The following is a 25,247-nucleotide window of genomic DNA, read 5'->3' on the forward strand; positions in this document are numbered from 1 at the left end:
AACATTCCCGCTTTCAAAAGGCGGGATGTTTGTTATCATTAAAAAATTAGGATAAAATAAAGGAAGAGCTTACTCTTAATAAAAATATTGCTTTATCCAATGAATAAAGAAGAAAAAATTAATAATTATTTAAATTATTTAAACGACTATTTACAAAGAAACAGTAAAAAAATTTTAATAGTTATAATTTTAATATACGTTATTATATTTTCTGTTTTATGTTTATACAAATATCTTACCTATAACTATATTGGTATAGATTTGGCTATTTTTAACCAGGTTTTTTATAATTCTAGCCTCGGTGACTTTTTTGAACTAACTATTCATCCCCATCTTTATCTAGGTGATCACTTCGCTTTAATCATCCCCTTGTTAATACCTTTTTATTTTTTACTTAGAAGTCCAGTCACTTTATTAATTATGCAAACACTTTTTTTGGCTTTAGGAGCTTGGCCACTATATTTAATCGCCCGGCAGAAATTAAGCAAAAATTTATCTCTTTTTATAAGCTTTTTTTACCTAAGCCATTTGTTTGTTCATAATATAAATACTTATGAATTTCATATTCTTTCTTTGGCTATACCCTTATTATTTTTCTTATTTTATTTTTATAAAAAAGGAAACTTTGCTCTTTACACACTTTTTCTGGTTCTCTGTCTGAGTATCAGGGAAGATCTGGCTTTAGTTATCTTTATGTTTGGCTTATTAGCCCTTATCGATAGAAAAAAATGGCACTGGAGTCTCTTACCTATAATTTTAAGTATCGGCTGGTTTATTTTTGCCATGAAAATGACTGGGGAAATATCTGGTTACGGGCAATATAAATTTGTTCGTTATTATGGCTGGTTAGGTGATGACATTAAATCAATTATTTTAGGCGCTATTAATCATCCCTGGGTTGTTATAAAACATATTTTTTCCTTTAGTAATATTTCATTTTTAGTCGGACTATTTCTTCCTTTCCTTTTTTTACCGTTATTAAAGCCAAAATATATTTTGCCCAGCACTTTAATAATTTTACAAATACTCTTTTTAACAGCCGCTGGGCCACTAGCTCTGGAAATTCATTATGTAGCCCTTATTATCCCTTTTTTATTTATTAGCCTAGTTTATTCTATAAAAAAAATATATAAAAAAGACTCAAAATACAAAATAACAAGGATATTGAATAGAAATAAAGAAATAATTATTGTTATTCTAATCTTAGCCAGTCTTTATTCTAGTTTAGTTATGGGACCATTATTTTATCTTAGTCAAGATACTCTTAATTACGCCGAGGCAAAAAAAGATATTAATATTAGAAAATATTTTACCAGTCAAATTCCCGAAAAGTCAGCCGTAGCTACTGGTTTTCATTTCTTACCCCAATTATCTTCCCGTAAAAAAATATATTCTCTTCATTATCAATATTTAGGCAAAAAGCAATACTCTAATATTGATTACTCCATTCCATCCGATGTAGAATATCTTCTTTTTGACATGAATGATTTTTTGTATTATCAATTCCTTTATCAGGAAAATGATGAAAATAATATTCCCGGAGCTAGCCGTATTCGTAAACTTATAAAAGAAAATGATTTTCATCTTACAAATTATATTGACAAATACTTCTTATATACAAAAAAGGGTAAAAGCGTGCCTTTACTTTACGAAAAAGAGGTGGATTTACCAAATCAAATTAATTCTATCAATAAAAAATTTGAAGCTATAGAATTAAAGGGCTATACTACTGAGAAAATAAAAAAATATTCAATAAAAGATTATAACTATGAAATATTGCCCTTAACTTTATACTGGCAATGCCTTAATGAAATAGAATTTGATTATCAAATTAAGATTCACTTTACCGGTGAAAACTCTTCCTTTGAAGAAAGTTATCCTTTATCGGCTCTTTACCCCACCCATGATTGGAAAAAAAATGAAATAATTAAAGTAAATTATCAGATTCTTATGCCTGAAGCATTCAAAAATATTAAATACCAAATAGGTTTATCTGTTTATCATGCTCAAGGCAACATGGGTTTAAATAAAAGTAAGATTTTTCGCCCTCAAATCAGCCAAATAGACAAATTTGGGAGGATTAATCTTTTAGGGGTAAATCAAAATTAGGCTTAAATATCTTTACTTCACCTTTTGTAAAAACTAATTTAAATAATTCACTCTGGTCTGGATTATATTTTCCATGCCTTTTTTCAAATGGGCTAAAAAAGATATAATTTATATTTATCTCTTTAATAAACTCTCGGCGCCAGTCATCACTAGTATTTTCTTGCCAAAACTTTTGCATTTTTTCTCTCTTAGCCCAAAAATTTATTGTTTCCACCCAATGACTTAAATAAGTTTTTTTCAAAGCAAATCCTGATATAAAGTGAGAAGGAACATGATCTCCGAAAATTACATCCTGGTCGGACATTTTTTCTTTTAGCCAATTAAAAGTATTTTTATATTCCTTATCTAAATACATATATTCAGGAGGCTCTTTAAATTGAGGATCAGAATAAAAATAAAAATCTTCTGCCAAGACATATAAATTAGAAAAACCAAAAAACAATATTGATAGCATTAATACTACCGGAGCGTAAAATATTTTTGAGAGATTAAATTTTTTATTTAAATAATGATATAAGCTAACAAGACCCACAAAAGCCATTAGACTCAAGGGTATTTGTAATCCCTGAGTAAGACGTCTTTGAAAACCTAAAGGAGCAAAAATCAGAGCTGACTGCACGATTAACCAGGTTATTAAAAATACAAACTTTTCATTTTTTATTTTTTTGATAACTCCCCACAAAGCAAAAGGGGTTAAAAACCCATAACTAATTATTACTACCCAAAAATATGGCGTTAGACAAACATTGCTACTGGCCCGGTCAATAGCCACAGGATTATAAATCAAAATCATAAAGTGATAAAGAACCGGCGGTATAATTAAAAACAGATAGACCAAATATTTTTTAATATAATCCCATTTAATCTGCCAATCTCTAAATGATTTAACAAAAATATAGATTAATAAAACAGCTAAGATAGTTGGCAAATGAAAAGGATGAAAAAACATCAAAGAATTTGCCAGAAATCCAGCCACCAGTAAATAAATCCATTTATTTTTAATAAAAGAATAATAAGCCAAAAATAAAGTGCTGATAATAAGAATAGTGGCCATAATAAAATGGGGGCTATGGTAAAGGGTTAAAAAATTATAGCCTTCGGACACCCATAAATCCATCGGATAATTTTTTAATGTAATTTGATTATTAAATAAATTTCTAATTAAAGGCATGAAATATCCGCCTAATCCCGAAGCCATTATAGAGAAAATAAAGCCGTATTTTCTTGATTTTACTTTTTTAAAAAAATAACTGATAAAAAAGTACAAAACAAAAACAAATAAAAATATGAGTAAAATTCTAGAAATCTGATAAGCGGCTATACTGGATAAATTAAATACACGAGCCAAAAAGCCAATAATCAGCCAAAAGGGATTAAAAATAAAAGGTGAGTGGCTTTCCGAAGTAAAAAGATCCTGAAAAATTAAGTGACCTTCTTTAGCCTGTCCAATATAAGAGTAGTAAACACTAAAATCCCCGGCCGCCATCGAATGTATGCCCGGAAAAAATTTATCGGCTGGCTTTATTAAATAGCCGTAGATTAAGGAACTACTAGTTATAATCACTAAAATAAAACCAACCATTAAAACAAATTTACATTCTTTTTTTGATATATACTTGAATAAATTTTTCATAAGTTAAGTATAATAAAATTAACAATAAAAAAGCAATTATAGAAATTCCATTAGACTAAAAAAGAATTAAATTATTATTTCTTTTTTAATTTACTGTTTTTTTTAAAAAAATATTTGTCTTCAATTAAATAAGCTGATAAAAATATCATTGATAAATAAGAAATATAATTAGTATTTAAATATCTTGAAAAAAATAAAAAGACAAAAACAAAAACTCCATAATTAAAAACAAGTTGCTTTAAATTATTATTAATTTTTTGTTTTCTTACAAAATAGTAAAAAAGTGGTAAACAAAAAATTACTTGCCATATCCAGAATGGATAATAATCCCATTGATCCTTAATTATGCCTATCATATACAAAAAATATGAAATTCCATAACCCACTACTGGTAAAACATGCGCCGATTTACCAGCGGGATATTCAATAATATCTTCAATAAAAGTTCCGTAATTCCAAAATAAAAAGGGAGTTAAAAAAATAATAAAAATTAAAAAAGTTAACCACATTTTCTTAAAAGTAATTAATGCTCTTCTAAAATAATTTTTTATTAAATTTTGACTATAAAATAAATATATAAAATAAAAAGGAAGAAACAACCAAGCTTGATGCTTGGAAACACAGGCTAGCCCTAAAAATAAACTAGACCAAATATATTTTCTTTTTGTCAATAAATAGATAGATAAAATTAGCCAGAAAAAAATAAAAATATCATTATGACCATTAAAAAACCAGGGGAAAAATAAGGGATTAAAGGCAAACAATAACAAGGCTATTAACTTTTTATTTTTATTTTTGGGTATTTTATATATTAAAATAAGACTAAATATAAATATAAAAATATGGACTATTCTTTGATCAAAAAACCCAAAAAAATAGTGAGACACTTTATAAAAAGGCCAGGAAAATAAAAAATAATAGGGCAAATAGACATAATGGTGCCAAACTGGGTTATCGCGTTCTCTCTGGCCATATTTTTCTATAAAATAGCTGAAAGATTCCTTATAATTTTCAACATAAGGATTTTTGCCTTCATCTAAATATTTAATAGCTTGTTCGCTAACTAAAATACCATCATGAACATAAATTGGATCAGCTCCTTTTTTTCTTAGTAAAATCTGATAAACTCCGGTAATAATTATAAAAACAAATATTAGTAAAATAATTATGCATAATTTTATATAATATCTTAAATTATAGTTAATCTTTTTTGATTTAGAAATAATATAATAAAAAATAAACAAAATAAAAAAAGTATAAAAAAAGATAAAATTACGCGGCAATCCAAAATTAATCGGGATAAACTTAATATAGTGCCAATTAGAAACTGTTAAAATAAAGTTTATACCTAAAACAAACAATAAAATCATATCCAGGGAAATTTTATTTTTTATCTCTTTATGCATATAAAAATTTAAATTTATCTATTTTTTCCACCTAATGGTTTTTTCTCTTCTATCAAATAGCCAACTAAAAATATCATTGATAAATATGAAATATAATTATTATTAAAAAATCTTGAAAAAAACCAAAAAACCAAAAGTAAAATTCCGTAAGAAAATATAAGATTAGACAAATTATTATTCTTTTTCTGTTTCTTTATTAAAAAATAAATTAATGGCAAACCTATTAAAGCTTGTATTAAGCCAAAAGGGAAGTAATCAAAAGTACTTTCAACTAAGCCCATTTTATAGACTAAGCTTGAAACCCCGTAGCCAATCATAGGAAAATTTAAAGTAGCCGCCCCGGCCGGATAAAGAAAAATATCCTCTATAAAATCATTAGGCGACCAAATAAGAAAAGGTATAAAAATTAATAAACTTATTATAATAAAAGGTATAAACTTTTTAAAAACTAACCCTATTTTTTGAGTAAATATCTTTACTTTATTTTCAAGAAAATATAGATAACTAAAATAAAATGGTAAAATCAGCCAGGCTGATTGTTTGGAAGCACAGGCCAAAGCTAACAAAGCAGCCGACCAGTAAAATCTTCTTAATTTTAGCAGATAAAGAGAAGCTAAAAGCCAAAAGAAAACAAATATATCATTATAGCCTTGAATAAGATAAGGAAAAAATAAAGGATTAAAAGCAAATATTATTAAGCCGATGAGCTTCATGTTTCTATTCTCTGGTAATTTGTAAATAATAAAAAGACTTAATAAAAATAACAAACCATAAACTATTCTTTGATCATAAAAAGAAAATAAAGCCGATGAAATCTTGTAAAATGGTACGGAAAAAAGAGAGTAAAAAGGTAAATAAACGTGATAATACCAAGCCGGATTAGCCCTTTCTTCCCCACTATAAAAATCGCCAAATACACCAAAAGAAGTATTTTGATAATTAACAGCGTAATGATTTTTACCAAGGCTTAAAAATTTTACTGCCTCTTCGGTCTGTACAGCCCCGTCATGAATATATTTTGGATTATTTGTTTTTTCCCTTAAAACTATTTGATAGGCCAGCATTGAAAAAATGAAAAACAGAATTATCGAAAATAGCAAAATACTCTTATAAAAAAACTTTTTTTCTTTTTTAAAATCAGCCCAGGAAATAAAAAAATAAACCGCCAATAAAATAAAAATTATAAAAGAAAAAATGTAATTTCGGGGTGGCCCTTGCATCGGTATAAAAGTAATTTCATGCCAGCTTTCAATTGTAAAAAGATAATGAGTAAGAAAAATAAAAAGAATAATAAAATCAAGACCTATTCTTTTTTTTATTTTACTTATCATTTAATTAATTAGGTATAAATAAACCTGGTTATCTTCATAAACTAAAGAAAAACCCTTGGTGGAAGAAACATGGTTATACATGCCCGTATGGTCTTTTTCAATCAATATATAGGAAGCTTTAAATTCATTTTTAACCACTGAATACAAATCAGGCACATTTTTACCGGTGGTTAAATTAACCCATTTCCAGTATAAGTCCTTATCATATTCATACATAAAAGTTGGATCCAATCCAACAATATAATAATTATGACTATTGTGATAAAACAAAGTGGGAAAATCATCCCAGTCAGAATGAATAACAATTGAACCTTTTTTTGAATTAAATTTTAACCACTGCGAAACATAATAAAATTTATCAAAACTAATACCACTGCTTAAATCATTTTTAACTGTTTTAAAATCACGCATAACAACAGTTGGAAAAATTATTAGAATATATAAAATTAGTAAGGTAATTATAATTTTAGAAAAAATATTTTTGAAATATATTTCTTTAAACTGATTAAAAAACTTTTTTATATTTACCCCCTTCAGAGAATCACTAATAGAAACCGCCGCAAAAAGCATACCAAAAGGCACATAGTATTCAACATAACGACGTGATTTCAAAGTAAAGGCAAAGAAAAAAATAAAAATTAAAAAAGTAGTAAAAGACAACTTTGATTGTTTTTTAAAGTATATAAAAAATAAAACTAAAGCCACTACTAATATTACAGAAAGGCTAATAGTATTAGAAATAAGTTCTATAAAGCCGTAATTATACCACTCTCCGCCAACCCCAATAATATTTTTATAATTGATAATACCAATTTTAATAAGTTGATTATAATAAAATTTTAAATTCTGAGGAAAGTAAAAATTTATAATTACTCCGCCAGTTACGCCTAAAAAGCTAGCCAGAAAGATTTTCAGATATATTTTTCTATTTTCCAAAAAACGCCGACCCCGACCAACTACTGCGTATAATCTTTCAATTAATTTATGATAATAAAGACGTTTTAAAATACGATGATAAAAAAAGTGAACCAAGAGAAAGCAAAAACTAACAAATAAAATAAGTATAAAACCACCATAAAACCAGACATACAGAAAAGATAAGAGAAAAAGCGACTTATATTTATGGCTGAAGATAAAATAAAGACCCAAAAGTAAAATTATAATAGAAAGACCGGGCGCTTTAGCCAGGGAAATTCGAAAAACAAAAGGATTAATCGTTAAAAGCAACAAAGGGTAAATAAAAGCCCAGCGTACTCTCATACGCCGCAAAAACCAGTAAAAAACCAGAATTAATAAAGTAGCCAAAAAAACCGTAGCCAGCTTAATACCAATTAAGGGCCGGAAAAATGTTACCCAGGGAATAAGGCTAAAATGATATAAAAAATGCTGATTAGTAAAATTTTCTTTAAGAACCGTGTATTGAAGCCAAGGAAATTCTTCCAAAACCCCCTCATCTCTCAACAAAACTGACATCTTGGCGTGATAATATGAATCCGGGTCAGCAAAAGCGGTCGAATACTGCAAATAGGAAAAAATTAAAAAGCAAATTAGAAATAAAATTATATATGAAAACCAGGACCAGTTTTCTTTAAGCCAGTAATAGAGTTTTGTCATAATGTTTATATTATAACATTATTTTTTATATTTAAAAAAGAGCTTTTGCCCAAGCATGGCCGACAAAAGCTCTTAGATTATAAATAAATTATTACTATTTTGAAAGTTGTTTTTTAAAATAATCAACTAAAGGAATTTTTTGCGGGTCTTTCTGGTTTAAAACAGCTAAATAAAAGCTAACAAAACTACCCAAAGTGAGTAGATAAAAGGATTGACTTAAAAAATCTTTTCCTTTTAAATCAACATTAATTGATTTTAAATTTTTTTTGCCTAGAATATTTTTAGTTATTTTAAATCTTTTTTTCAAACGAGAAGGCAGTAAATTTGAAGGCAAAAAAATGAATAAAAATTTCTTTAATAAATCTGGATGCGATAAACCCTCTATTAAGTGATGATTCATTTCCGGTAAGGCATAATAAGCGGCAAAATTCTTGGCGTTTTCCTGTAATTGATTGGCTAAAACGTGAAGGTTGCCTAAAAAATCATTACTGGACAGCAAGACCGGCACCTTCTTGTGAATTTTAGAAGCTAATTTTTTAGCCGGGTTTTTATTAAAATCTTTTTTGGCCTCAAATTTTAAACTTTCTTTTTCAACTAATGATAAAGCTTTATTAATTTCGCTTTTTTTTAGGTCTAAAAATTGAAGACGCCGTAAAATTTGTATTAATCCTCCAATTGAATAACCCAGGCCTAAACGAGGCTGGTTTGACGGATTAAAAGAAGGCTTAAAAATATAAGCCGGTATTTTATTTTTTTTAGCTAGTTTTCCTAATTTACCTCCACTAGTGATTATTAATATTTTTGCCTGACGTTTTATGGCTTTTTTGGTAGTTATAATTACCTCTTCAGTATGGCCTGAATAAGAGGAGGATAAAAATAATGTTTTTTTATCAACAAACCGGGGCAAACGATAGCCAGAGATAATAGTAATCGGTTTTTTCAACTTGTCAGCTAGAGCCTGACGTAAAAGGTCACAGCCAATTTCTGATCCTCCCATACCACTTAAAACTATTTTATCTACTTTTTTATAATGAGCCGGTAGCTTTATCTTTAATACTTCCGACAAGGATTGTTTGACCTGATCAGTTAAGCTTTCAATCGATTCTAAAATCTGGCCTTGGTTGTATTTTTTTATTTGTTTTTGGCTGTTTAATATTTTTTTCATTGATTTTTATTCAAGCGATTATACTTTATCACAAAACTCTTTATAAAGGCAAATTATACTTAAGTTTCTGGTTTACTAAAGACACAAAAAATGTTATAATTTAACTAATAATTGATATTTTTTTATGTCCGGGCATTCAAAATGGTCAAAAATTAAAAGACAAAAGCAAGCTACTGACAAAAAAAAGGGTAAAATCTTTTCTAAATTATCCAAGACTATCTCCATAGCTGTTCGCGAAAAAGGCAAAGATCCGGCAGATAATTCTGATCTGCGCCTAGCTATTGAAAAAGCCAGGGAAGCTAATATGCCTTCCACAAATATTGAAAAGGCTATAAAAAGAGGAGCTGGAGAAATTGAAGGCCGGGAAATTGAACAAGGAATTTATGAAATATACGGCCCCGGAGGCCTGGCTATTATTGTAAAAGTGCTAACTGACAATAATAATCGCACGGTTTCCGAAATTAAAAATATTGTCTCTGAACACGGCGGCAATCTCGGACAATCCGGCTCAGTACTTTATCTTTTTAATCAAATGGGGATAATTGAAATTGAACCTGAAAATTCAGATAAAGAAAAAATGTTTTTAGAAGTGGCCGAATTAGGCGCCGAGGATATTGAAGAAAGTAATGAAGTGATTAAAATTATTACCAAAAAAGAAAACCTGCAAGAAATTCAAAAAGGATTGGAAAAAAAATATAAAATTACTTCCGCTGGTATAGGCATGATTCCGGAAGTTTTGGTAGAAATCGAGAATGAAAAAGAAAAAAATAAATTAAAAAAATTATTAGAAGCTCTGGAAAATCAGGAAGACGTGGAGAAAATCTTCACTAATTTAAAAAAATAAATATGAAAATACTCGGTCTAGACCCAGGATTGGCTTATACTGGTTACGCTATAATTAAAAAAGAAAAAAATAATATTGAAGTTATTAAATACGGCTGTTTAAATACCCAGGCTGGAGAAAAAATAGAAAATCGGCTCAACAATATTTTTAAAAAATTAAATAAAATAATAAACCAATATAACCCTGATAAAATGGCGGCTGAAAATCTATATTTTTGCAAAAATGTTAGTTCCGCCTTTAAAGTTGGTCAGACTAAGGGCATTATTAATTTAGCCGCGGCTAAAAAAAAGATTCCTATTTTTGAATATACCCCCCTTCAGATTAAGCAAGCTATTACCGGTTATGGCCGGGCTAGTAAGAGTCAGGTTCAAAAAATGCTGAAAAGTATTTTAAAACTAAAAAAAATACCTACGCCTGATCACGCCTCAGACGCCCTGGCCGTGGCTTACTGCTGTGCCAGTACTAAAGAATATTTAAAATGAAAAATAAGAAAAAAATTCAAAAACTTATTAAAAGTTCTAAGGCCGTTATTTCAGACTGTGCCTTGGAAAATGGGGCCATTGTCGCCGCTAATACTGATAAATCTTATTATCCTCGAGAAGCCGGAAATTACCGCTATGTCTGGCCTCGGGACGCTTCTTTTATCTGTCTGGCTGGAAAGTATTTAAATCTTTCTTTAGCAGAAAAATTTTTAGTATGGCTTTATAAAAAACCCGAGGACTTTAAAAAAGAAAAGCTGCTTTATGCTAATTATTCAACTAATGGCCGTATAGCTTCTCTTGGTTCTCAATTTGAACCAGATCAAATGGGTATAGTCCTCTGGTTAATACATTTTTTATATAAAGATAACTTAAACAACGCTTTAAAGCACCAAGCTCTTATAAAAAGATTGGCTGAAGGACTTTGTCAAGCTTGGAATAAAACTTATTTTCTCCCTAATACTTTGGATCTCTGGGAGGACGGTTTTAGGAAAACTTCTTCAGTTATGGAAAATAACTTCACTTATTCTCTGGCTGCCTGCGCCCGCGGGCTCCTGTGTGCTCATGAAATTATACCAAACAAAAATTGGGAGAAAACGGCCAAGCAAATGATTTCAGAAATTGAAGAAGCCTACAGTAAAGAATTTGGCTATTTCTTACGTAATTGCGGCCGTATCTGTGACAAAAATATTGACGCCTCTTTAGTCGGGTTGGTCTGGCCTTTTGAAATTATATCCCCAAAAGATGAAAGAATAATTAAGACAATTAAAAAAATTGAGCAGAATATTGTCGTTAGTGGCGGAGTTCACCGTTTTCAGTTTGATTATTTTGATTCAGAAGGTACAGCTTGGGAAGGCGGTGGGGCCTGGCCTGTTTTAAACTTTTGGCTGGCTATATATTGGCACTTGGCCGGCCATAAGAAAAAGGCTGAATCTTATTATCAGTGGGTTATTGAGAGAGTAGATAAATATATCCCTGAACAAATTTTTCAGGATTTTCGCCAAGGTATCTCCCCTCTAGCCTGGAGTCACGCCATGTTTATTATAGCTAGCCATTATTTAGGATATTTAAAATAATGAATAAAAAATTAAAAATTTTAATAGTCAGTCCGGAAATTTCTCCCTATGCTAAAACCGGGGGGCTGGGCGACGTGGCTAACGCCCTACCAAAAGCTTTAGCTAAAATGGAAGAAGACGTTTCTCTAGTTATGCCTTACTATAGCTTCATTAAAAAACAAAAATTAAAAACTAAAAAATTAGCTGAAGAAGAAATAAAAATTGGTAAAAGTAAATATCCTGTTATTTTTTTTAGAACTTGGTTTCAGTCAAAGTGTCCGCTTTATTTAATCTATAATAAAGAATTTTTTGAGCGCCAAAAAATGTACGGAGAAAAAGATGATAACTTAAGGTTTCTCTTCTTTGATAAAGCTGTTTTAAAAATGGTTAAGAGACTTAATCTAGAGCTTGATCTAATACATTGCCATGACTGGCAGAGTGGCCTTATTCCTAATTTTATAAAAAAATCTAAAAATAAAAAACTCTCTAGTATAGCCACTCTCTACACTATTCATAATCTCCCTTTTCAATTCCAACAAGACTGGTGGAGAGTCTCAAAAAAAAATAAAGATCATGGTCGAGGCCGACCTAAAATTCAAGATAAAAGAAAAATAAAATACATTAATTTTGCTCATCGAGCCATTAAAAACTCTGATATTATAAACACTGTCTCCCAGCGCTACGCCAAAGAAATATTAACTCATAAATTTGCTCAGGGACTAGACAAAATTTTAAAAGAGAGAAAAAAAGATATATATGGTATTATTAACGGTATTGATTACACAGTTTTTAACCCAGCCTTTGATAAGAATATAAACTATAATTATGATTGGAATTCCCTGGATAAAAAAAAGAAAAATAAAATAGTATTACAAAAAGAAGTCGGTCTGGAAAAAAAAGCAGAAACTCCTATTATCGGCTTAGTTCACCGCCTGACAGAGCAAAAAGGTTTTGACTTAATCTTACAAATAATTGAATATCTTTTAAAACTTAATTTACAGATCATAGTTGTCGGCTCGGGTAATAAATCTTATATAAAATCCTTTAAAAAATTATCCCGTAAAAAACCGAAAAAAATTGCTATTTACGCTCCTTTCACCGAGAAAATGGCCTCGCGAGTTTATGCTGGCTCTGATATGTTTCTTATGCCTTCACGCTATGAACCCTGCGGTATTTCTCAGCTTATTAGTATGCGTTATGGTTCTATACCCATAGTCCATGAAACCGGTGGGCTTTCTGATACTATTACCAATTATAATCCCCGCACAGCCAAAGGCAATGGTTTTAAATTCTCCCGCTACAGCAAAGAAGATCTTTTAATGGCTATCGTCAGAGCTTTGGAAAATTTTAAACACCGTAAATCATGGGAACATTTAACCTGGCAGGCTATGAGGCTTTCTTTTTCCTGGGAATTACCCGCTAAAAAATATTTAGCTCTTTACCGCAAAGCTGTAGATAAACATAAAAAAATAAAAAAATGATTTGGTCTAACCTGCTTCACATCTATCAGCCACCCAACTGGGATAAAAAAATTATTAAAAAAGTAGCTAAAGAAAGTTATCAGCCAATTTTAAATATATTAGAAAAAAATCCAGCTATTAAAATTACCCTCAATATTAACGCCTCATTAACTGAACAATTAGTTGCCTGCGGTTATAAAAATATTATTAATCAGATCAAAAATTTAGCCCAAAAAGAACAAATTGAATTCACACACAGTGCCAAATTTCATTTAATACTGCCGCTTTATTCCTTAAAAACAATTGAAAGGCAAATTCGTCTTAACCAAAAAACAAATTTAAAATATTTCGGTAAAGTTTATCAGCCTAAAGGTTTTTTCCCGCCGGAAATGGCCTGGCATAATAAGTTAATCCCTATTCTGAAAAAATTTGCTATCGAGTGGGTAGCTCTAGATGAAATTTGCGCTCGGGGAGATCTAGGGAAAATTAGCTTTGACCAGGGTTATCAATCAAAAAAGGAAAATATTAAATTTATCTTCCGCAACCGCAAGATTAGCGACTACTTTATTTTTGAACCAGAGACAAAAAATATAAATAAATTTTTCAGCAATATTAAAAAAGAAAAAAGAGGCCAAAAAATACTAATTTCAGCCATGGACGGTGAAAATCTGGGGCATCATCGGCCTGGAGCTGATAAAATCTGGCAAAAATTAATGACAAATAAAAAAGTTAAATCAATGAATTATACTTCATTACTAAAAGAATACAATCAATTTAAAAAAATAAAATCAGTTCCAGGCAGCTGGTCTTCAGAAGTAAAAGAAATTAAAAATAATATTCCTTATGCTTTATGGAAAAATCATAATAACCCGATACACAAAATACAGTGGCAGTTAAATAATAAGGTAATCTCCTTGTTTAAGTTAGCCAAAAAAAGAAAAGATAAAAATATTCACAAAACTCAAAAAATGCTTGATCGAGCCCTGGCCTCTGATAAATTTTGGTGGGCTTCTATGCGGCCTTGGTGGGACTATGAAATAATTATCAGAGAGTCAAAAGAATTATATAATGTTATTTTAGCTTTAGAAAGTTTGAAGACCGAAGAAAAAAAATCAGCTAAGAAAATATTTAAAGAATTAAAAGAAAACACAACCAAATATGAAAAACAAGGCTTAGCAAAAGAAAATATTAAAAAATATTTAAATAAAATCGGATTTATCCCTAAAATGGGAGGAGAAAAAATAATTTAAAAAACATATGTATTGGGCCAATTTTTTACACATTTATCAACCACCCACTCAAAAACCTTATTGGGTAAAAAAAATCGCTAACGAAGCTTATCGCAAGATTATAGCTGGTTTAAAAGAAAACCCTGAAGCTAAATTAACTCTTAATGTTAGTGCTGTTCTTTTAGAACTTTTTGAAGAAAACAACCTCATGGATATAATCAATGATCTTAGGAAATTAATAAAAAAAGGACAAGTAGAGCTTACCGGCAGTGCTAAATACCATCCTCTTTTACCAAAATTGCCTGAAGATGAAATAATAAGGCAAATAGAAATTAACAAAGAAACTCATAAAAAATATTTTGGAGATTTATTTGAAGCCAAGGGTTTTTTCCCGCCGGAAATGGGTTACTCTGACAAGGTAGCTAAAGTAGCGGAGAAAATGGGTTTTGATTGGGTTATTGTTGATGAACTTTCTTTCCCGGAAAATAAAGGAGAAATTGATTATTCTAAAATATACCAGGTAAAAAATACTAAAGATTTTAAAATATTTTTTCGCGAGAGAAAAATGAGCTGGAAAATTCTTTCTGGACAATATGGCACTGGAAATTTACTAATTAATAGCCTGGGGGAAAGGCTTAAAAAAAATGAATACTTATTAACAGCTATGGACGGCGAAACTTTTGGTCATCACCGGCCCGGTATGGAACACCTTCTTTTTGAAATCTATGAGTCTAAAAAATTAAAAACTGTCTTAATTTCTGAACTACCCCAAATATTTAAAAAACGGGAGAAAATTAAACCCCAGCCTTCCACTTGGGCTTTGATGGAAAAAGATTTGGAAAGAAACGCGCCTTTTTCTCGTTGGGAAGACCCAGGCAATAAAATACACCAAAAACAGTGGCAGCTACAAAACCTAGCCATAGATTCTTTTAAAAAATACTCGGGAGACGACCCGGCCGTAAAAAAAATACGACATCTGCTTGACCGGGCTTTACATTCCGATCAATTCTGGTGGGCTTCAGCCAAGCCTTGGTGGAGCCTGGAAATGATTGAAGCCGGAGCTAAAGAACTTAATGGTGTTGTCCAAAATTTAAATAAAGCCCCTGACAAGATTAAAGAAAAAGCCAAAGAACTCTATCACGAAATAGTTTTTACTGGTTTTGAATGGCAGCGAAACGGAACCGTTGAAAATCTAAGCAAACAAGAAGATGAAGAAATACGTCAGCATACTGATGATGCCCTGCCAAAAATGCCCAAAAAAGAAATTGATAAAATTATCAACAATCTTAAAAAAGAAATAAAAGCGGTAGTAGAAAAAGAAGAATACGAAAGAGCAGCCCAGCTGCGTGATCGTATAAAAGAATTAAAAAATTATGAAAAGAAAAAATAATGAAATATTTTAAACAAACCAAAAATAAAAAAGTAATGCGCCACTTTTTCAATTTAATAACCAAACAATACTATCCACCTGGCTCTAAACTTAAAAAAATAGAAATTCATGATCAAAGTGGCACCTCTTTTAAAAAGGCTTTGAAATATATCCTTAAAATAAAACTGCCTTCTGGAAAAGAGGTAAGGAAAATCATCCGCGGCAATGTACCCTCCCGTGACACCCGGGAAGAAAGTTATATTGCCGACCGCACAAAAAAGATGTTATTTCAAAAAGATTTTGTCTCAGAAACCTGTCAAATTCCTTTTCCTCTAGGCTACTACAAAAAATTAAATTTAGTTCTTTATGAAGAATTTCCCGGAAAACCTTTTGCCTGTTTTATAAATAAAAGAAAAAGAATTAAAGAAATAACCCGAAAATCAGCTTATTGTTTGGCCCGTCTGCATAATATGAGAATAAAAAATAGTAAAAAGAAAAAATTATCAGAAATTAAAGATGAAATTAGTTATTTTAAAGAAGATTATAAAAATAATTACCCGGATGTTTACGCTTTTGGCGCTTCCTTGCTAGACAATCTCTTCCCATTAATCAAAAATGAGATTTTTAAAAACAAAAAGAAATTTATTTTAACTCACGGGGATTTCAACCCTAACAACATTATAGTCTGCGGGAAAAAAACGGCTCTGATTGACTGGGGAAGAAGTAATCTTTTTGACCCCTTGAGTGACATGGGTAATTTTTTTGCCCAGCTCAATATTTTTAACTGGTGTGAGAATATTAGCCAAGAAAAAATAAAAAAAATTAAATTAACTTTCCGACATAAATATTTACAAGAAAGAAATATTACTTATCAAGCAATAAAAAGAAAACTAATAATTCATGAACTTTGGTGGATGATGCAAATTATGGCCTACACCGTTTCTACTCGCGATCCTCATGTTTCTCAGTTATTAGTTAATAAAACCCTAGAAAAAGCCCGCAAATACGCTAATTGGCTAGGCTTGGAAATTAATGAAGACATATTAAAAACAAAAAAATACCACGATTTAAAAAAGATTTTTAAAGACAAAGAGATAATGATGAAACTCTATTGTAAGGGGCGAAGAAAAATATTTCCCCAGGCTAAAAACATTATTGACCTGGAAATTGAACACCCTAAAGCGCTTTCACAAACTAGTTTTTTAACCCGTACTAAAATTACCTATACTAATAAAAAAAATAAGCCCGAAGAAATCACTATTAGAGGTAATACCATTAACAAAAACACTTTTCAAATAATGGAGTACGTTTACAAAAAAAATAAGAAAAATTTAATTTCTCCCCGCCCCCTATATTATTTTCCTGTGGTGCCTTATCTGCTTTACGAAGAGGTTCCGGGAAAACCTTTGAGAAAAATCTCTTTTAATTCAGCTAAATTTGCCAGACTAGTAAAAAAATCCGCTTTGGCCTTAGCTAACCTGCACAAACTTAAACCCCAAGGCATAAAAAAAAGAAATTTAAAAGAAAAAGAATATTTCAAAGAACTAAGAAAAAAAATAAAAAAATACGACCCAAAAAACAAAAAAATTATTTTTAAATACGTCCGCCTCTATCATAAAAAAATCCACCCCTCATTCAGAAAATCAAAAAGAGTCCTCACCCATAATGACTTTCAGGCTTCCAATATTATTGTCACTCCAGAAAATAAAATAGCTATTATTGATTTTACTTTATCTTCAATGTTTTACCCCTCTTTTGATTTGGCCTGCTTCATTACCCATTTGAGAATTATGTTAGCCGATAAAGTTAGCCATAAAAAAATTGAAAAATTGCAAAAAAGTTTTCTTAATACCTATTTAAAAAAAATGTCTAAAGCCCGAGTTAAACAAATTAAAAAAAATCTCGGCTTGGCTCAAGTTCGGGCCGCTTTAGATATTTGGGCTATAACTGCTACTTTGATGGGGAAAAATGACAAAAATCGCCAAAAATATGTTAATATATTAAATAGAATAATAAAAACTAATTTAAAATAATGAAAAAAAGCAAAATTTTACTCACCGCTGCTGAATTAACGCCTATGGCCAAGGTTGGCGGCCTGGCTGATGTTATCGGAGCCTTACCCAAAAATCTCATTCGAAACCATGTAGATACCCGTATTATTATCCCCAAATATGGTATTATCGATGAAAAAGAATACAATCTTAAAAAAATCGCCTCTGATATTAAAGTCCCTTTTGGGAATAAAGAAGAGCTAATCAATATTTGGCAGAGTCATTTGCCGGGCAGCGCTGTTTTGGTTTATTTTATCGATAACCAAAAATACCTGGGACGAAATGGAGTATATTTTGAAAAAGACGCTTCGCCGGGCGGATCATCACCGGAATGCCAGCGTTTTACCTTTTTCTCGCGCAGTATTTTTGAAACCTTTAAACCGCTTAATTTCCACCCGGAGGTTATTCATCTTCATGACTGGCATGTTGGTATTATTCCTTTTTTAAAAAATTACCTCGGACAAAAAAATCCATCTATTAGAAAAATAAAAACTCTCCTGACTATTCATAATCTGGCCTACCAGGGTAATTATAACTATAGAGAGGTTTTAGATTATCTCAACATAAAAAAAGAAGAGGCAAAAAATATGAAATTCATGCCCCTTGATAAAAATAACATTAAATATCTGCGCCAGGCTATTTTACACGCTGATTCCCTTAATACTGTTAGCCCCACTTACGCCCAGGAAATAATGAACGCCGAATATGGCGCCGGATTGGAAAAAGAGCTGCAAAAAAGAAAAGAAGATTTACACGGCATTCTTAACGGAATTGATGTAGAAAGATTTAATCCGGCACTTGATCAAGAAATAATCAAGCAATATTCAATAGACAGATTAGAAAACAAAAAAATCAATAAAAAAAATCTTCAAAAAATTTCCGGGCTAAAGCAGTCTGAAGATACTCCAGTTTTAGGTCTAGTCGGACGCCTGGCAGAACAAAAAGGCATTGATCTTATCTTGCAAATTTTACCCAAGCTAGCTAAAAATAACTGTCAATTAGTTTTATTAGGTACCGGCAATAAGGAGCTGGAAGAAAATTTAAAAAAAGCAGCTAAAAAATATAAAAACTGGCTCTCAGCTACTATAGATTTTGACGCTTCTTTGGCTCAGAAAATATACGCTGGCTCTGATATGTTTCTTATGCCTTCACGCTACGAGCCTTGCGGCCTGGGTCAGATGATCGCTATGCGCTACGGTAATATCCCTATTGTCCGGGCCACCGGGGGACTGGCTGATACTGTACATGAATTTAATCCAGAAAATGAGGTAGGCACTGGTTTTTGCTTTGAAAAATTTGAGGCGAGTGAGTTCTATAAAGCAACAAAAAGAGCCTTAGAAGTCTATAAAAATAAAGAAAAATGGCTGAAATTAATGAAAAATGGTATGAAAAAAGATTTTTCCTGGAATAAATCAGCTAAAAAATATATTGAGCTATATCATCAACTAATATAATCTATATGTCCAGAAAAAAAACGAAAAAAACAAAAAGAAAAAAATCTAAATCTCCTAAAAATACCAAAAAGATTAATAAAAAAAGAGCTGAAATAAGGCAGGATTATATCCATGACCGCGCGATAGTGGTTGCCCCTAGTCGCGGTAAAAGACCGCATCATTTTGAAGAAGAGGGAAAACCTGAAGAACTACCTAAAAAAACTTGTCCTTTTTGTCCCGATAAACAAAAGGGGGTCACGGCGTTGGCTAAAAAAGGGCGAGGCAATAAATGGAAAATCAAAGTAGTCAAAAACATTTTTGCTGCTGTCACTTTGGATAATGCCAAAGCTTATGGTCAGCAAGAAGTAGTTATTGAAACACCAAAACATGATCAGGAAATGGCCGAATTACCGATTAATCATATCCAGGATATTTTAAAAATCTACCAAAAAAGAACCGTTGATATTGCCAAAAATGAAAAAATGCGCTATATCTTAATTTTTAAAAACAACGGTGGCCGAGCCGGTGCTTCGATCACCCACGCCCATTCGCAAATTTTTGCTACCTCTTTTTTACCGCCTCATATTCTTAGTAAATTAACTCGGGCCCAGGAATACAAAATACAAATGGGTCATTGTTATTACTGTGATTTAACTAAAAAAGCGCCAAAAACTCCGCGCTTTGTTTGGGAAGATGAAAATGTTTCCTGCTTTACTCCTTATGCCTCCACCTATAATTATGAAGCCTGGATTTTGCCAAAAAGACACGTGGATAATATTGCCCATCTCAACAAAAAAGAGATTAATTCCATAGCCAAAATACTAAAAAAATTACTTGACAAACTTCATAAACATAAACTACCCTATAATTATTATCTCCATCAGGCTATCCATTATGATGACGAACATTTTTATTTACGAATTTCTCCTCGTAGAAATGTATGGGCCGGGTTGGAGTTGGGTTCGCGTTTAATAGTTAATTCTATGCCGCCGGAAGAAGCAGCCAAGTTTTATCGGAAAAAATAATTTTACTAATATAAAAAGACAGACTCGAAAAGAATCTGTCTTTTATTATTATTTGATTTTTAAAAACTTTCTTTTGCCGACTTTGATAATATCGTTTTTCTTGAAATTTATTTCTTTTTTAGGGTCTTTTATTTTTTTATCATTCATCGAAACCCCACCTTGCTCTATAAGTCGCCTGGCTTCGCTTTTACTCGTGGCTAAATCTGACTCCACTAGTAAGTCAATAATCGGTAATTTATTCTTTGTCGGGGAAAATATCGGAATATCGGAAGGACATTCTTTATTTTTAAAAACTTTTTCAAACTCTTTCTCGGCTGCCTTGGCTTTTTCTTCTGAATGATAAAGACTAACAATTTCACGGGCTAATCTGGCCTTATAATTTCGCGGATTATCGCCGGCTTCAAGGGCTTTTTTTATTTCTTCAACTTCTGATAAAGAAATTCGGGTAGCTAAAGTAAAATAATCAATTATCAATTTATCCGGAATAGACATAACTTTGCCAAACATATCGCCTGGTTCATCCCGTAAAGCAATATAATTATTAAAGGTTTTACTCATTTTCCGTCCGTCAGTGCCCATTAAATAATTAAGGGTCAATATATCCTGCACCGGCTGGTCCAGAGACCCTTGAATAGTCCGGCCCATCAGTAAATTAAATTTTTGTTCAATGGCCCCCAGCTCCAGATCAGCCTTAACCGCCACTGAATCATACCCCTGTAAAAAAGGATAAAGTATTTCATGAGTGGATAAAGGCTGGCCCTTTTCCAAGCGTTTTTTAAAAGTTTCGTGAGATAGTATTTGAGCCAAGGTAGCTTTTGAAGTCAGGTCAATCACCGTCTGTAAATCAAATTCTTCAAACCATTCACTTTGCCATCTGATCTCAGTCTTTTTTTTATCTAATATAATACTAGCTTGTTTAACATAATCCTTGGCATTTTTTTCTACTTGCTTATCAGAAAGCGGCTGTCGGGTTTTATCAAGACCCGAGGGATCACCGATACGAGCGGTGTAATCACCGATAATTAAAACCACCTGGTGCCCTAATTCCTGAAAAGCCTTAAGCTTTAAAAGAGGAGCCGCATGACCAATATGCAAATCATAACCTGTGGGATCAATACCCAGCTTAACTCTCAATTTTTTACCGGCATTAAGCTTTTTCTTTAAAACTTTTTCTTCAATTATCTCAGCTACGCCACGTTTGAGAATGTTTTTAATTATGTCTTTTTTATCCATAAGTATATTGAAAGTATACAATATTTTTGCTATAATGAAAACACTAAAAAAGTATTTATGTCTTATTCTATTGGCCTAGACATTGGCGGCACTAAGATAAATACCGGTATTGTTAAAAATAACCGGGTTTTTAAAAATCACCAAATTAAAAGTCCGAGTAAAAAAGGACCAAAAAAATTACTTCGCGAGATTAAAAAGGCTATTAATTATTACCAGCCTGAAAAGGCCAAAAATATTGCTATTTCCTTTGCCGGACCAGTAGATAAAAAAGGTAAAATTCTACACGCCACTAATTTTTCTTCCACCCTGGAAAACTATAACTTAAAAAAAGCTTTAAGAAAAATCTTTAAAAAAGAAATTTTTATTGAACACGACGGCTTTTGCTTTGTTCTGGCCGAAAGTATATTAGGCGCCGCCAAAAATTATAAATATATTATTGGTTTAACTTTGGGCAGCGGTATTGGCGGCGGTCTAGCAGTAGATAATAAAATTTATACCGGTTATAAAAATTTAGCTGAAATCGGACATTTTAAAATTTTAGAAAAAGGCTTCCAGTGCAGCTGCGGCCGTTTCGGTCATTTTGAAGCCCAGGCTTGCGGCTTTTCTTTAGAAAAATATTATAAAAAAATTACCGGCCAAAATAGATCTGGCAAGGAAATTTACAAATTGTCTAAAAAGGGCGACAAAAAGGCTTTGAAAGCCGCGGAAATAACCGCCAAATACTTGGGCCTTGGCCTAGCCAGCTTAACTAATGTTCTAAGTCCGGAAATAATAGTGCTCGGCGGCGGTCTGTCCAACTTTACAAAAATAATTACTCTCTCTAAAAAAAGCTTTAAACAAGAATTAGTCGACCCTAGACATAAAAAAACAAAAATAGTAAAATCTAAACTCGGACAAAAGGCTCTACTTTTAGGCGCTTACCTGACTACTAAAAAAAGAAATTATAAACTTTAAATTATGCCTATACCCCAGTTAAAACCAAAAAAGAAATTTACCCGCACTTGGCGGCAAAATACCAAACTTAAGAAAAAAAAGAAAAGAAAAAAATGGTTTGATCAGTTTTTAAATAACTGGCTACCAATTTTGGCTATTTTAATAATACTGGGCGGTCTGGCTATGCTGGGGGTATTTGCCTGGTTTTCCCGTGATTTACCCAGTCCAGATAAATTAATTGAGCGGTCCATTGCCCAAAGCACAAAAATCTACGCTCGAGACGCTAAAACTGTTTTGTATGAAATTCATGGTGACGAAAGAAGAACTATGATTAATCTGGAAGAGATTTCAGAAAAGGCCAAATGGGCTCATATAGCTATTGAAGACAAAGATTTCTATGAGCATAAGGGTTTTTCCCTGCCCCGTATTTTTAAAGCTCTCTGGATAGATATTCTTAAAAGAAAAAAAGCACAAGGGGCCTCTACTATTACCCAACAATTTGTTAAAAATGCTATTTTAACCAATGAAAAAAGCTGGACCCGCAAAATAAAAGAAATAGTCTTGGCTTATCAAATAGAGAGAAAATTTTCCAAAGAAGAAATATTAAAAATGTACTTTAATGAAATTCCCTATGGTTCAAATATCTACGGTATTGAAGCAGCGGCCGAAAGTTTTTTCGGGAAAAATGCTAAGGATTTAACTATAGCTGAAGGAGCACTTTTAGCTTCTATTCCCAAGGCTACCACTTATTATTCACCTTACGGCTCACATACCGACACTTTGCTTGATCGTCAAAAACTAGTAATTGATTTGATGGCTAAGCAGGAACAGATTACGGAAAAAGAAGCTCAAGAAGCCAAAAAAGTTGACATATTAAGTCAAGTTAAGCCACGCCAAGAAAATATTTTAGCTCCTCATTTTGTTATGTATGTTCGGGAAATTTTGGCTGAAAAATACGGGGTCCAAGAAATTGAACAGGGAGGGTTAAAGGTTGTTACCACCCTTGATTACGACCTACAAAAAATTGCTGAAGAAGAAATCGATAAAGGCATTAGTAAAATAGAACGTTATGGTGGCTCCAACGCAGCCTTAGTTTCCTTAGAGGTTAAAACCGGCGAAATACTGGCTATGGTTGGTTCTCACGATTATTTTAATACAGATATTGATGGCAATGTTAACGTAACTTTAAGAGAAAGACAGCCCGGTTCTTCTTTTAAACCAATCGTCTACACTCAAGCTCTTGAAGACGGCTATACTCCGGAAACTATGCTTTTTGATCTTGTTACTACCTTTAAAACTAGTACTAAAGATTACATACCTAAAAATTATTCTTTAAACGAACACGGACCAGTTACTATGCGCCAGGCTTTGCAGGCTTCTTTAAATATCCCGGCGGTCAAAACTCTTTATTTGACCGGCGTAGATGATGTTTTAGATTTAGCCGAAGAATTAGGATATACTACTTTATCAGATCGCAGCCGTTTTGGTCTTTCTTTAGTTTTAGGCGGAGGTGAAGTTAAATTAATCGAACATTTAAATGCTTACGCTACTCTAGCCCGGGAAGGCAAGAAAATACCTTATTACCCTATTCTTCGGATTGAAGACAATCAAGGGAAAATTCTTGAAAAACGCACCTCACCTAAAGAAGTTGAGGTTATTGACCAACAAGTAGCCAGGCAGATGAATAAAATTTTGTCTGATAATACCACTCGGGCCAGCTTCTGGGGCTATACCCAGCTGGCTTTAAGCGGTCATCCCGTCTGCGCTAAAACTGGCACTACCAATGATTACCGCGATGCCTGGACTTTGGGCTATACCCCTTCCTTAGCTACCGGAGTCTGGGCTGGTAATAATGATAACTCTGAGATGAAGCGAGGAGCGGCTGGTTTAGTCCTAGCTACCCCCATCTGGAACGGTTTTATGAAAAGAGCTCTGGAAGGCCAAAAAGTAGAATATTTTCCTGACTTTAAGGCTATTGATACTGGCAAAGCCGTTTTAAAGGGTAAGTTGGAAGCTGACCAAACAGTCAAAATAGACAAAATCACCGGTAAAAAAATTCCTAATTCATGTTTAGAAGACTGGCCCGAAGAATTCATAGCCGAAGAAACCGTTAAAAGCGTCCATAACATTCTTCATTATGTTAAAAAAAACGATCCTCGAGGAGATTTTCCTGAGAACCCAAAATCCGATCCTCAATACGAAACTTGGGAAGCTCCGGTACAAACTTGGGCTCAAGAAAACGACTACTTAAACCAAATGCCCCAGGAAGAAAGTTGTTCTTTAAGAGCTGAGAAAAGCCAGCCGGAAATTAATTTCTCTAACCCTGAGGACGATGAGAGTATTACTAATTCTGAGACTACCTTTAAGGTTGAGACTGACGGAAAATATAATATTGTTAAAGTTGAATACTATATAGATGAGAATAAAATCGGCCAATCTAAAAAATCCCCTTTTTCTTATTCTCACAATCTTTCTGGTCTAAGCCAGGGCTATCATGACATTACCGCTAAAGTCTTTGATAAATACGAAAACTCAACTCAAAAAACTATTACTGTAAATATTAATCTCAGTCAAACTTCCAGTTCTCTTTATTTTATTTCCCCGAGCCAAAACTCAACTCATTATACTAAGGATTTACCTCTTTCTATAAATGTTTTTGCTTATGATCCCGAAGATGTTTCTTCAGTTACAATCTATTACCGGGCCAATAGTCAAAATAATCAAATAGAGAAAATAAACACACCAAAAAATAATAATCTTACTTTTTCCTGGGAAGAGCCAGAACCTGGCACTTATAAATTATTTGTTGTAATGACTAATAAAGAAGAAGAGATCACCCAGTCAGATTATTTGACAATAAATATCAAGGAATAATATT

18 protein-coding genes are annotated in these 25,247 nt (G+C 32.0%); 12 read left to right on the plus strand and 6 right to left on the minus strand.

The window, feature by feature from the left end; all coding sequences use genetic code 11:
* The first annotated feature begins 99 nt into the window (after window positions 1-99).
* A complete protein-coding gene (locus tag U5L76_04385) occupies window positions 100-2,109 on the plus strand; it encodes a DUF2079 domain-containing protein (GenBank protein MDZ7798820.1) in 2,010 nt (669 codons plus the stop codon).
* On the opposite strand, the gene U5L76_04390 is transcribed toward U5L76_04385, so the two are convergent.
* From U5L76_04390 to U5L76_04410, 5 genes are all read right to left on the minus strand, one after another.
* Entirely contained in the window at window positions 2,081-3,742 is a 1,662-nt protein-coding gene (locus tag U5L76_04390) for a hypothetical protein (GenBank protein MDZ7798821.1), read from the minus strand. The genes U5L76_04385 and U5L76_04390 overlap by 29 nt on opposite strands.
* A 74-nt stretch (window positions 3,743-3,816) precedes the next feature.
* Complete coding sequence (locus U5L76_04395; protein ID MDZ7798822.1) at window positions 3,817-5,148, minus strand: hypothetical protein; 1,332 nt, start codon at window positions 5,146-5,148, stop codon at window positions 3,817-3,819.
* Between the two features lie 14 nt (window positions 5,149-5,162).
* On the minus strand, window positions 5,163-6,479 hold the full coding sequence (locus tag U5L76_04400) for a hypothetical protein (protein ID MDZ7798823.1): 1,317 nt from the start codon (window positions 6,477-6,479) through the stop codon (window positions 5,163-5,165).
* The gene (locus tag U5L76_04405) at window positions 6,480-8,093 is read right to left on the minus strand and encodes a hypothetical protein (GenBank protein ID MDZ7798824.1); all 1,614 of its coding nucleotides are present in this window, start codon (window positions 8,091-8,093) and stop codon (window positions 6,480-6,482) included.
* 94 nt (window positions 8,094-8,187) lie between these two features.
* On the minus strand, window positions 8,188-9,258 hold the full coding sequence (locus U5L76_04410) for a bifunctional phosphoglucose/phosphomannose isomerase (protein ID MDZ7798825.1): 1,071 nt from the start codon (window positions 9,256-9,258) through the stop codon (window positions 8,188-8,190).
* Between the two features lie 124 nt (window positions 9,259-9,382).
* Here U5L76_04410 and U5L76_04415 point away from each other — a divergent pair, with 124 nt between their 5' ends.
* Genes U5L76_04415 through galT form a run of 9 tightly spaced genes read left to right on the plus strand, consistent with a single transcriptional unit; the run spans window position 9,383 to window position 20,203 of the window.
* Window positions 9,383-10,102, plus strand: coding sequence for a YebC/PmpR family DNA-binding transcriptional regulator (locus tag U5L76_04415; GenBank protein MDZ7798826.1), 720 nt, complete (start codon window positions 9,383-9,385; stop codon window positions 10,100-10,102).
* A gap of 2 nt (window positions 10,103-10,104) precedes the next feature.
* The gene (ruvC, locus tag U5L76_04420) at window positions 10,105-10,584 is read left to right on the plus strand and encodes a crossover junction endodeoxyribonuclease RuvC (GenBank protein MDZ7798827.1); all 480 of its coding nucleotides are present in this window, start codon (window positions 10,105-10,107) and stop codon (window positions 10,582-10,584) included.
* Window positions 10,581-11,657 (plus strand): glycoside hydrolase family 15 protein, encoded by a 1,077-nt coding sequence (locus U5L76_04425; protein ID MDZ7798828.1) that lies wholly within the window; start codon window positions 10,581-10,583, stop codon window positions 11,655-11,657. The genes ruvC and U5L76_04425 overlap by 4 nt, the downstream gene beginning before the upstream one ends.
* The gene (locus U5L76_04430) at window positions 11,657-13,117 is read left to right on the plus strand and encodes a glycogen/starch synthase (protein ID MDZ7798829.1); all 1,461 of its coding nucleotides are present in this window, start codon (window positions 11,657-11,659) and stop codon (window positions 13,115-13,117) included. The genes U5L76_04425 and U5L76_04430 overlap by 1 nt, the downstream gene beginning before the upstream one ends.
* The gene (locus U5L76_04435; protein MDZ7798830.1) at window positions 13,114-14,346 is read left to right on the plus strand and encodes a hypothetical protein; all 1,233 of its coding nucleotides are present in this window, start codon (window positions 13,114-13,116) and stop codon (window positions 14,344-14,346) included. The genes U5L76_04430 and U5L76_04435 overlap by 4 nt, the downstream gene beginning before the upstream one ends.
* Window positions 14,347-14,353: 7 nt before the next feature.
* Window positions 14,354-15,715, plus strand: coding sequence for a UvrB/UvrC motif-containing protein (locus tag U5L76_04440; protein ID MDZ7798831.1), 1,362 nt, complete (start codon window positions 14,354-14,356; stop codon window positions 15,713-15,715).
* On the plus strand, window positions 15,715-17,727 hold the full coding sequence (locus tag U5L76_04445) for a phosphotransferase (protein ID MDZ7798832.1): 2,013 nt from the start codon (window positions 15,715-15,717) through the stop codon (window positions 17,725-17,727). Before U5L76_04440 ends, U5L76_04445 begins: the two co-directional genes overlap by 1 nt.
* Window positions 17,727-19,199 (plus strand): glycogen/starch synthase, encoded by a 1,473-nt coding sequence (locus U5L76_04450; protein MDZ7798833.1) that lies wholly within the window; start codon window positions 17,727-17,729, stop codon window positions 19,197-19,199. The genes U5L76_04445 and U5L76_04450 overlap by 1 nt, the downstream gene beginning before the upstream one ends.
* Before the next feature lie 5 nt (window positions 19,200-19,204).
* Window positions 19,205-20,203: a galactose-1-phosphate uridylyltransferase gene (gene galT, locus U5L76_04455; protein MDZ7798834.1), complete on the plus strand. Its 999-nt coding sequence runs from the start codon at window positions 19,205-19,207 to the stop codon at window positions 20,201-20,203.
* Between the two features lie 48 nt (window positions 20,204-20,251).
* Here galT and tyrS read toward each other — a convergent pair whose 3' ends face one another.
* A complete protein-coding gene (gene tyrS, locus U5L76_04460) occupies window positions 20,252-21,436 on the minus strand; it encodes a tyrosine--tRNA ligase (GenBank protein MDZ7798835.1) in 1,185 nt (394 codons plus the stop codon).
* Between the two features lie 57 nt (window positions 21,437-21,493).
* On the opposite strand from tyrS, the gene U5L76_04465 reads away from it, so the two are divergent.
* Window positions 21,494-22,390, plus strand: a complete 897-nt coding sequence (locus tag U5L76_04465; protein ID MDZ7798836.1) for an ROK family protein — start codon at window positions 21,494-21,496, stop codon at window positions 22,388-22,390.
* Between the two features lie 3 nt (window positions 22,391-22,393).
* Window positions 22,394-25,243, plus strand: coding sequence for a penicillin-binding protein (locus U5L76_04470; protein MDZ7798837.1), 2,850 nt, complete (start codon window positions 22,394-22,396; stop codon window positions 25,241-25,243).
* Window positions 25,244-25,247 lie beyond the last annotated feature (4 nt).

It is taken from the genome of Patescibacteria group bacterium, assembly GCA_034520665.1.
GTDB lineage: Bacteria > Patescibacteriota > Patescibacteriia > JAXHNJ01 > JAXHNJ01 > JAXHNJ01.

What these genes read in the sequence shown, in the direction of transcription:
- U5L76_04385 (MDZ7798820.1), top strand. Translation starts at nt 100, where the DNA reads ATGAATAAAGAAGAAAAAATTAATAATTATTTAAATTATTTAAACGAC.
- U5L76_04390 (MDZ7798821.1), bottom strand. Translation starts at nt 3,742, where the DNA reads ATGAAAAATTTATTCAAGTATATATCAAAAAAAGAATGTAAATTTGTT.
- U5L76_04395 (MDZ7798822.1), bottom strand. Translation starts at nt 5,148, where the DNA reads ATGCATAAAGAGATAAAAAATAAAATTTCCCTGGATATGATTTTATTG.
- U5L76_04400 (MDZ7798823.1), bottom strand. Translation starts at nt 6,479, where the DNA reads ATGATAAGTAAAATAAAAAAAAGAATAGGTCTTGATTTTATTATTCTT.
- U5L76_04405 (MDZ7798824.1), bottom strand. Translation starts at nt 8,093, where the DNA reads ATGACAAAACTCTATTACTGGCTTAAAGAAAACTGGTCCTGGTTTTCA.
- U5L76_04410 (MDZ7798825.1), bottom strand. Translation starts at nt 9,258, where the DNA reads ATGAAAAAAATATTAAACAGCCAAAAACAAATAAAAAAATACAACCAA.
- U5L76_04415 (MDZ7798826.1), top strand. Translation starts at nt 9,383, where the DNA reads ATGTCCGGGCATTCAAAATGGTCAAAAATTAAAAGACAAAAGCAAGCT.
- ruvC (MDZ7798827.1), top strand. Translation starts at nt 10,105, where the DNA reads ATGAAAATACTCGGTCTAGACCCAGGATTGGCTTATACTGGTTACGCT.
- U5L76_04425 (MDZ7798828.1), top strand. Translation starts at nt 10,581, where the DNA reads ATGAAAAATAAGAAAAAAATTCAAAAACTTATTAAAAGTTCTAAGGCC.
- U5L76_04430 (MDZ7798829.1), top strand. Translation starts at nt 11,657, where the DNA reads ATGAATAAAAAATTAAAAATTTTAATAGTCAGTCCGGAAATTTCTCCC.
- U5L76_04435 (MDZ7798830.1), top strand. Translation starts at nt 13,114, where the DNA reads ATGATTTGGTCTAACCTGCTTCACATCTATCAGCCACCCAACTGGGAT.
- U5L76_04440 (MDZ7798831.1), top strand. Translation starts at nt 14,354, where the DNA reads ATGTATTGGGCCAATTTTTTACACATTTATCAACCACCCACTCAAAAA.
- U5L76_04445 (MDZ7798832.1), top strand. Translation starts at nt 15,715, where the DNA reads ATGAAATATTTTAAACAAACCAAAAATAAAAAAGTAATGCGCCACTTT.
- U5L76_04450 (MDZ7798833.1), top strand. Translation starts at nt 17,727, where the DNA reads ATGAAAAAAAGCAAAATTTTACTCACCGCTGCTGAATTAACGCCTATG.
- galT (MDZ7798834.1), top strand. Translation starts at nt 19,205, where the DNA reads ATGTCCAGAAAAAAAACGAAAAAAACAAAAAGAAAAAAATCTAAATCT.
- tyrS (MDZ7798835.1), bottom strand. Translation starts at nt 21,436, where the DNA reads ATGGATAAAAAAGACATAATTAAAAACATTCTCAAACGTGGCGTAGCT.
- U5L76_04465 (MDZ7798836.1), top strand. Translation starts at nt 21,494, where the DNA reads ATGTCTTATTCTATTGGCCTAGACATTGGCGGCACTAAGATAAATACC.
- U5L76_04470 (MDZ7798837.1), top strand. Translation starts at nt 22,394, where the DNA reads ATGCCTATACCCCAGTTAAAACCAAAAAAGAAATTTACCCGCACTTGG.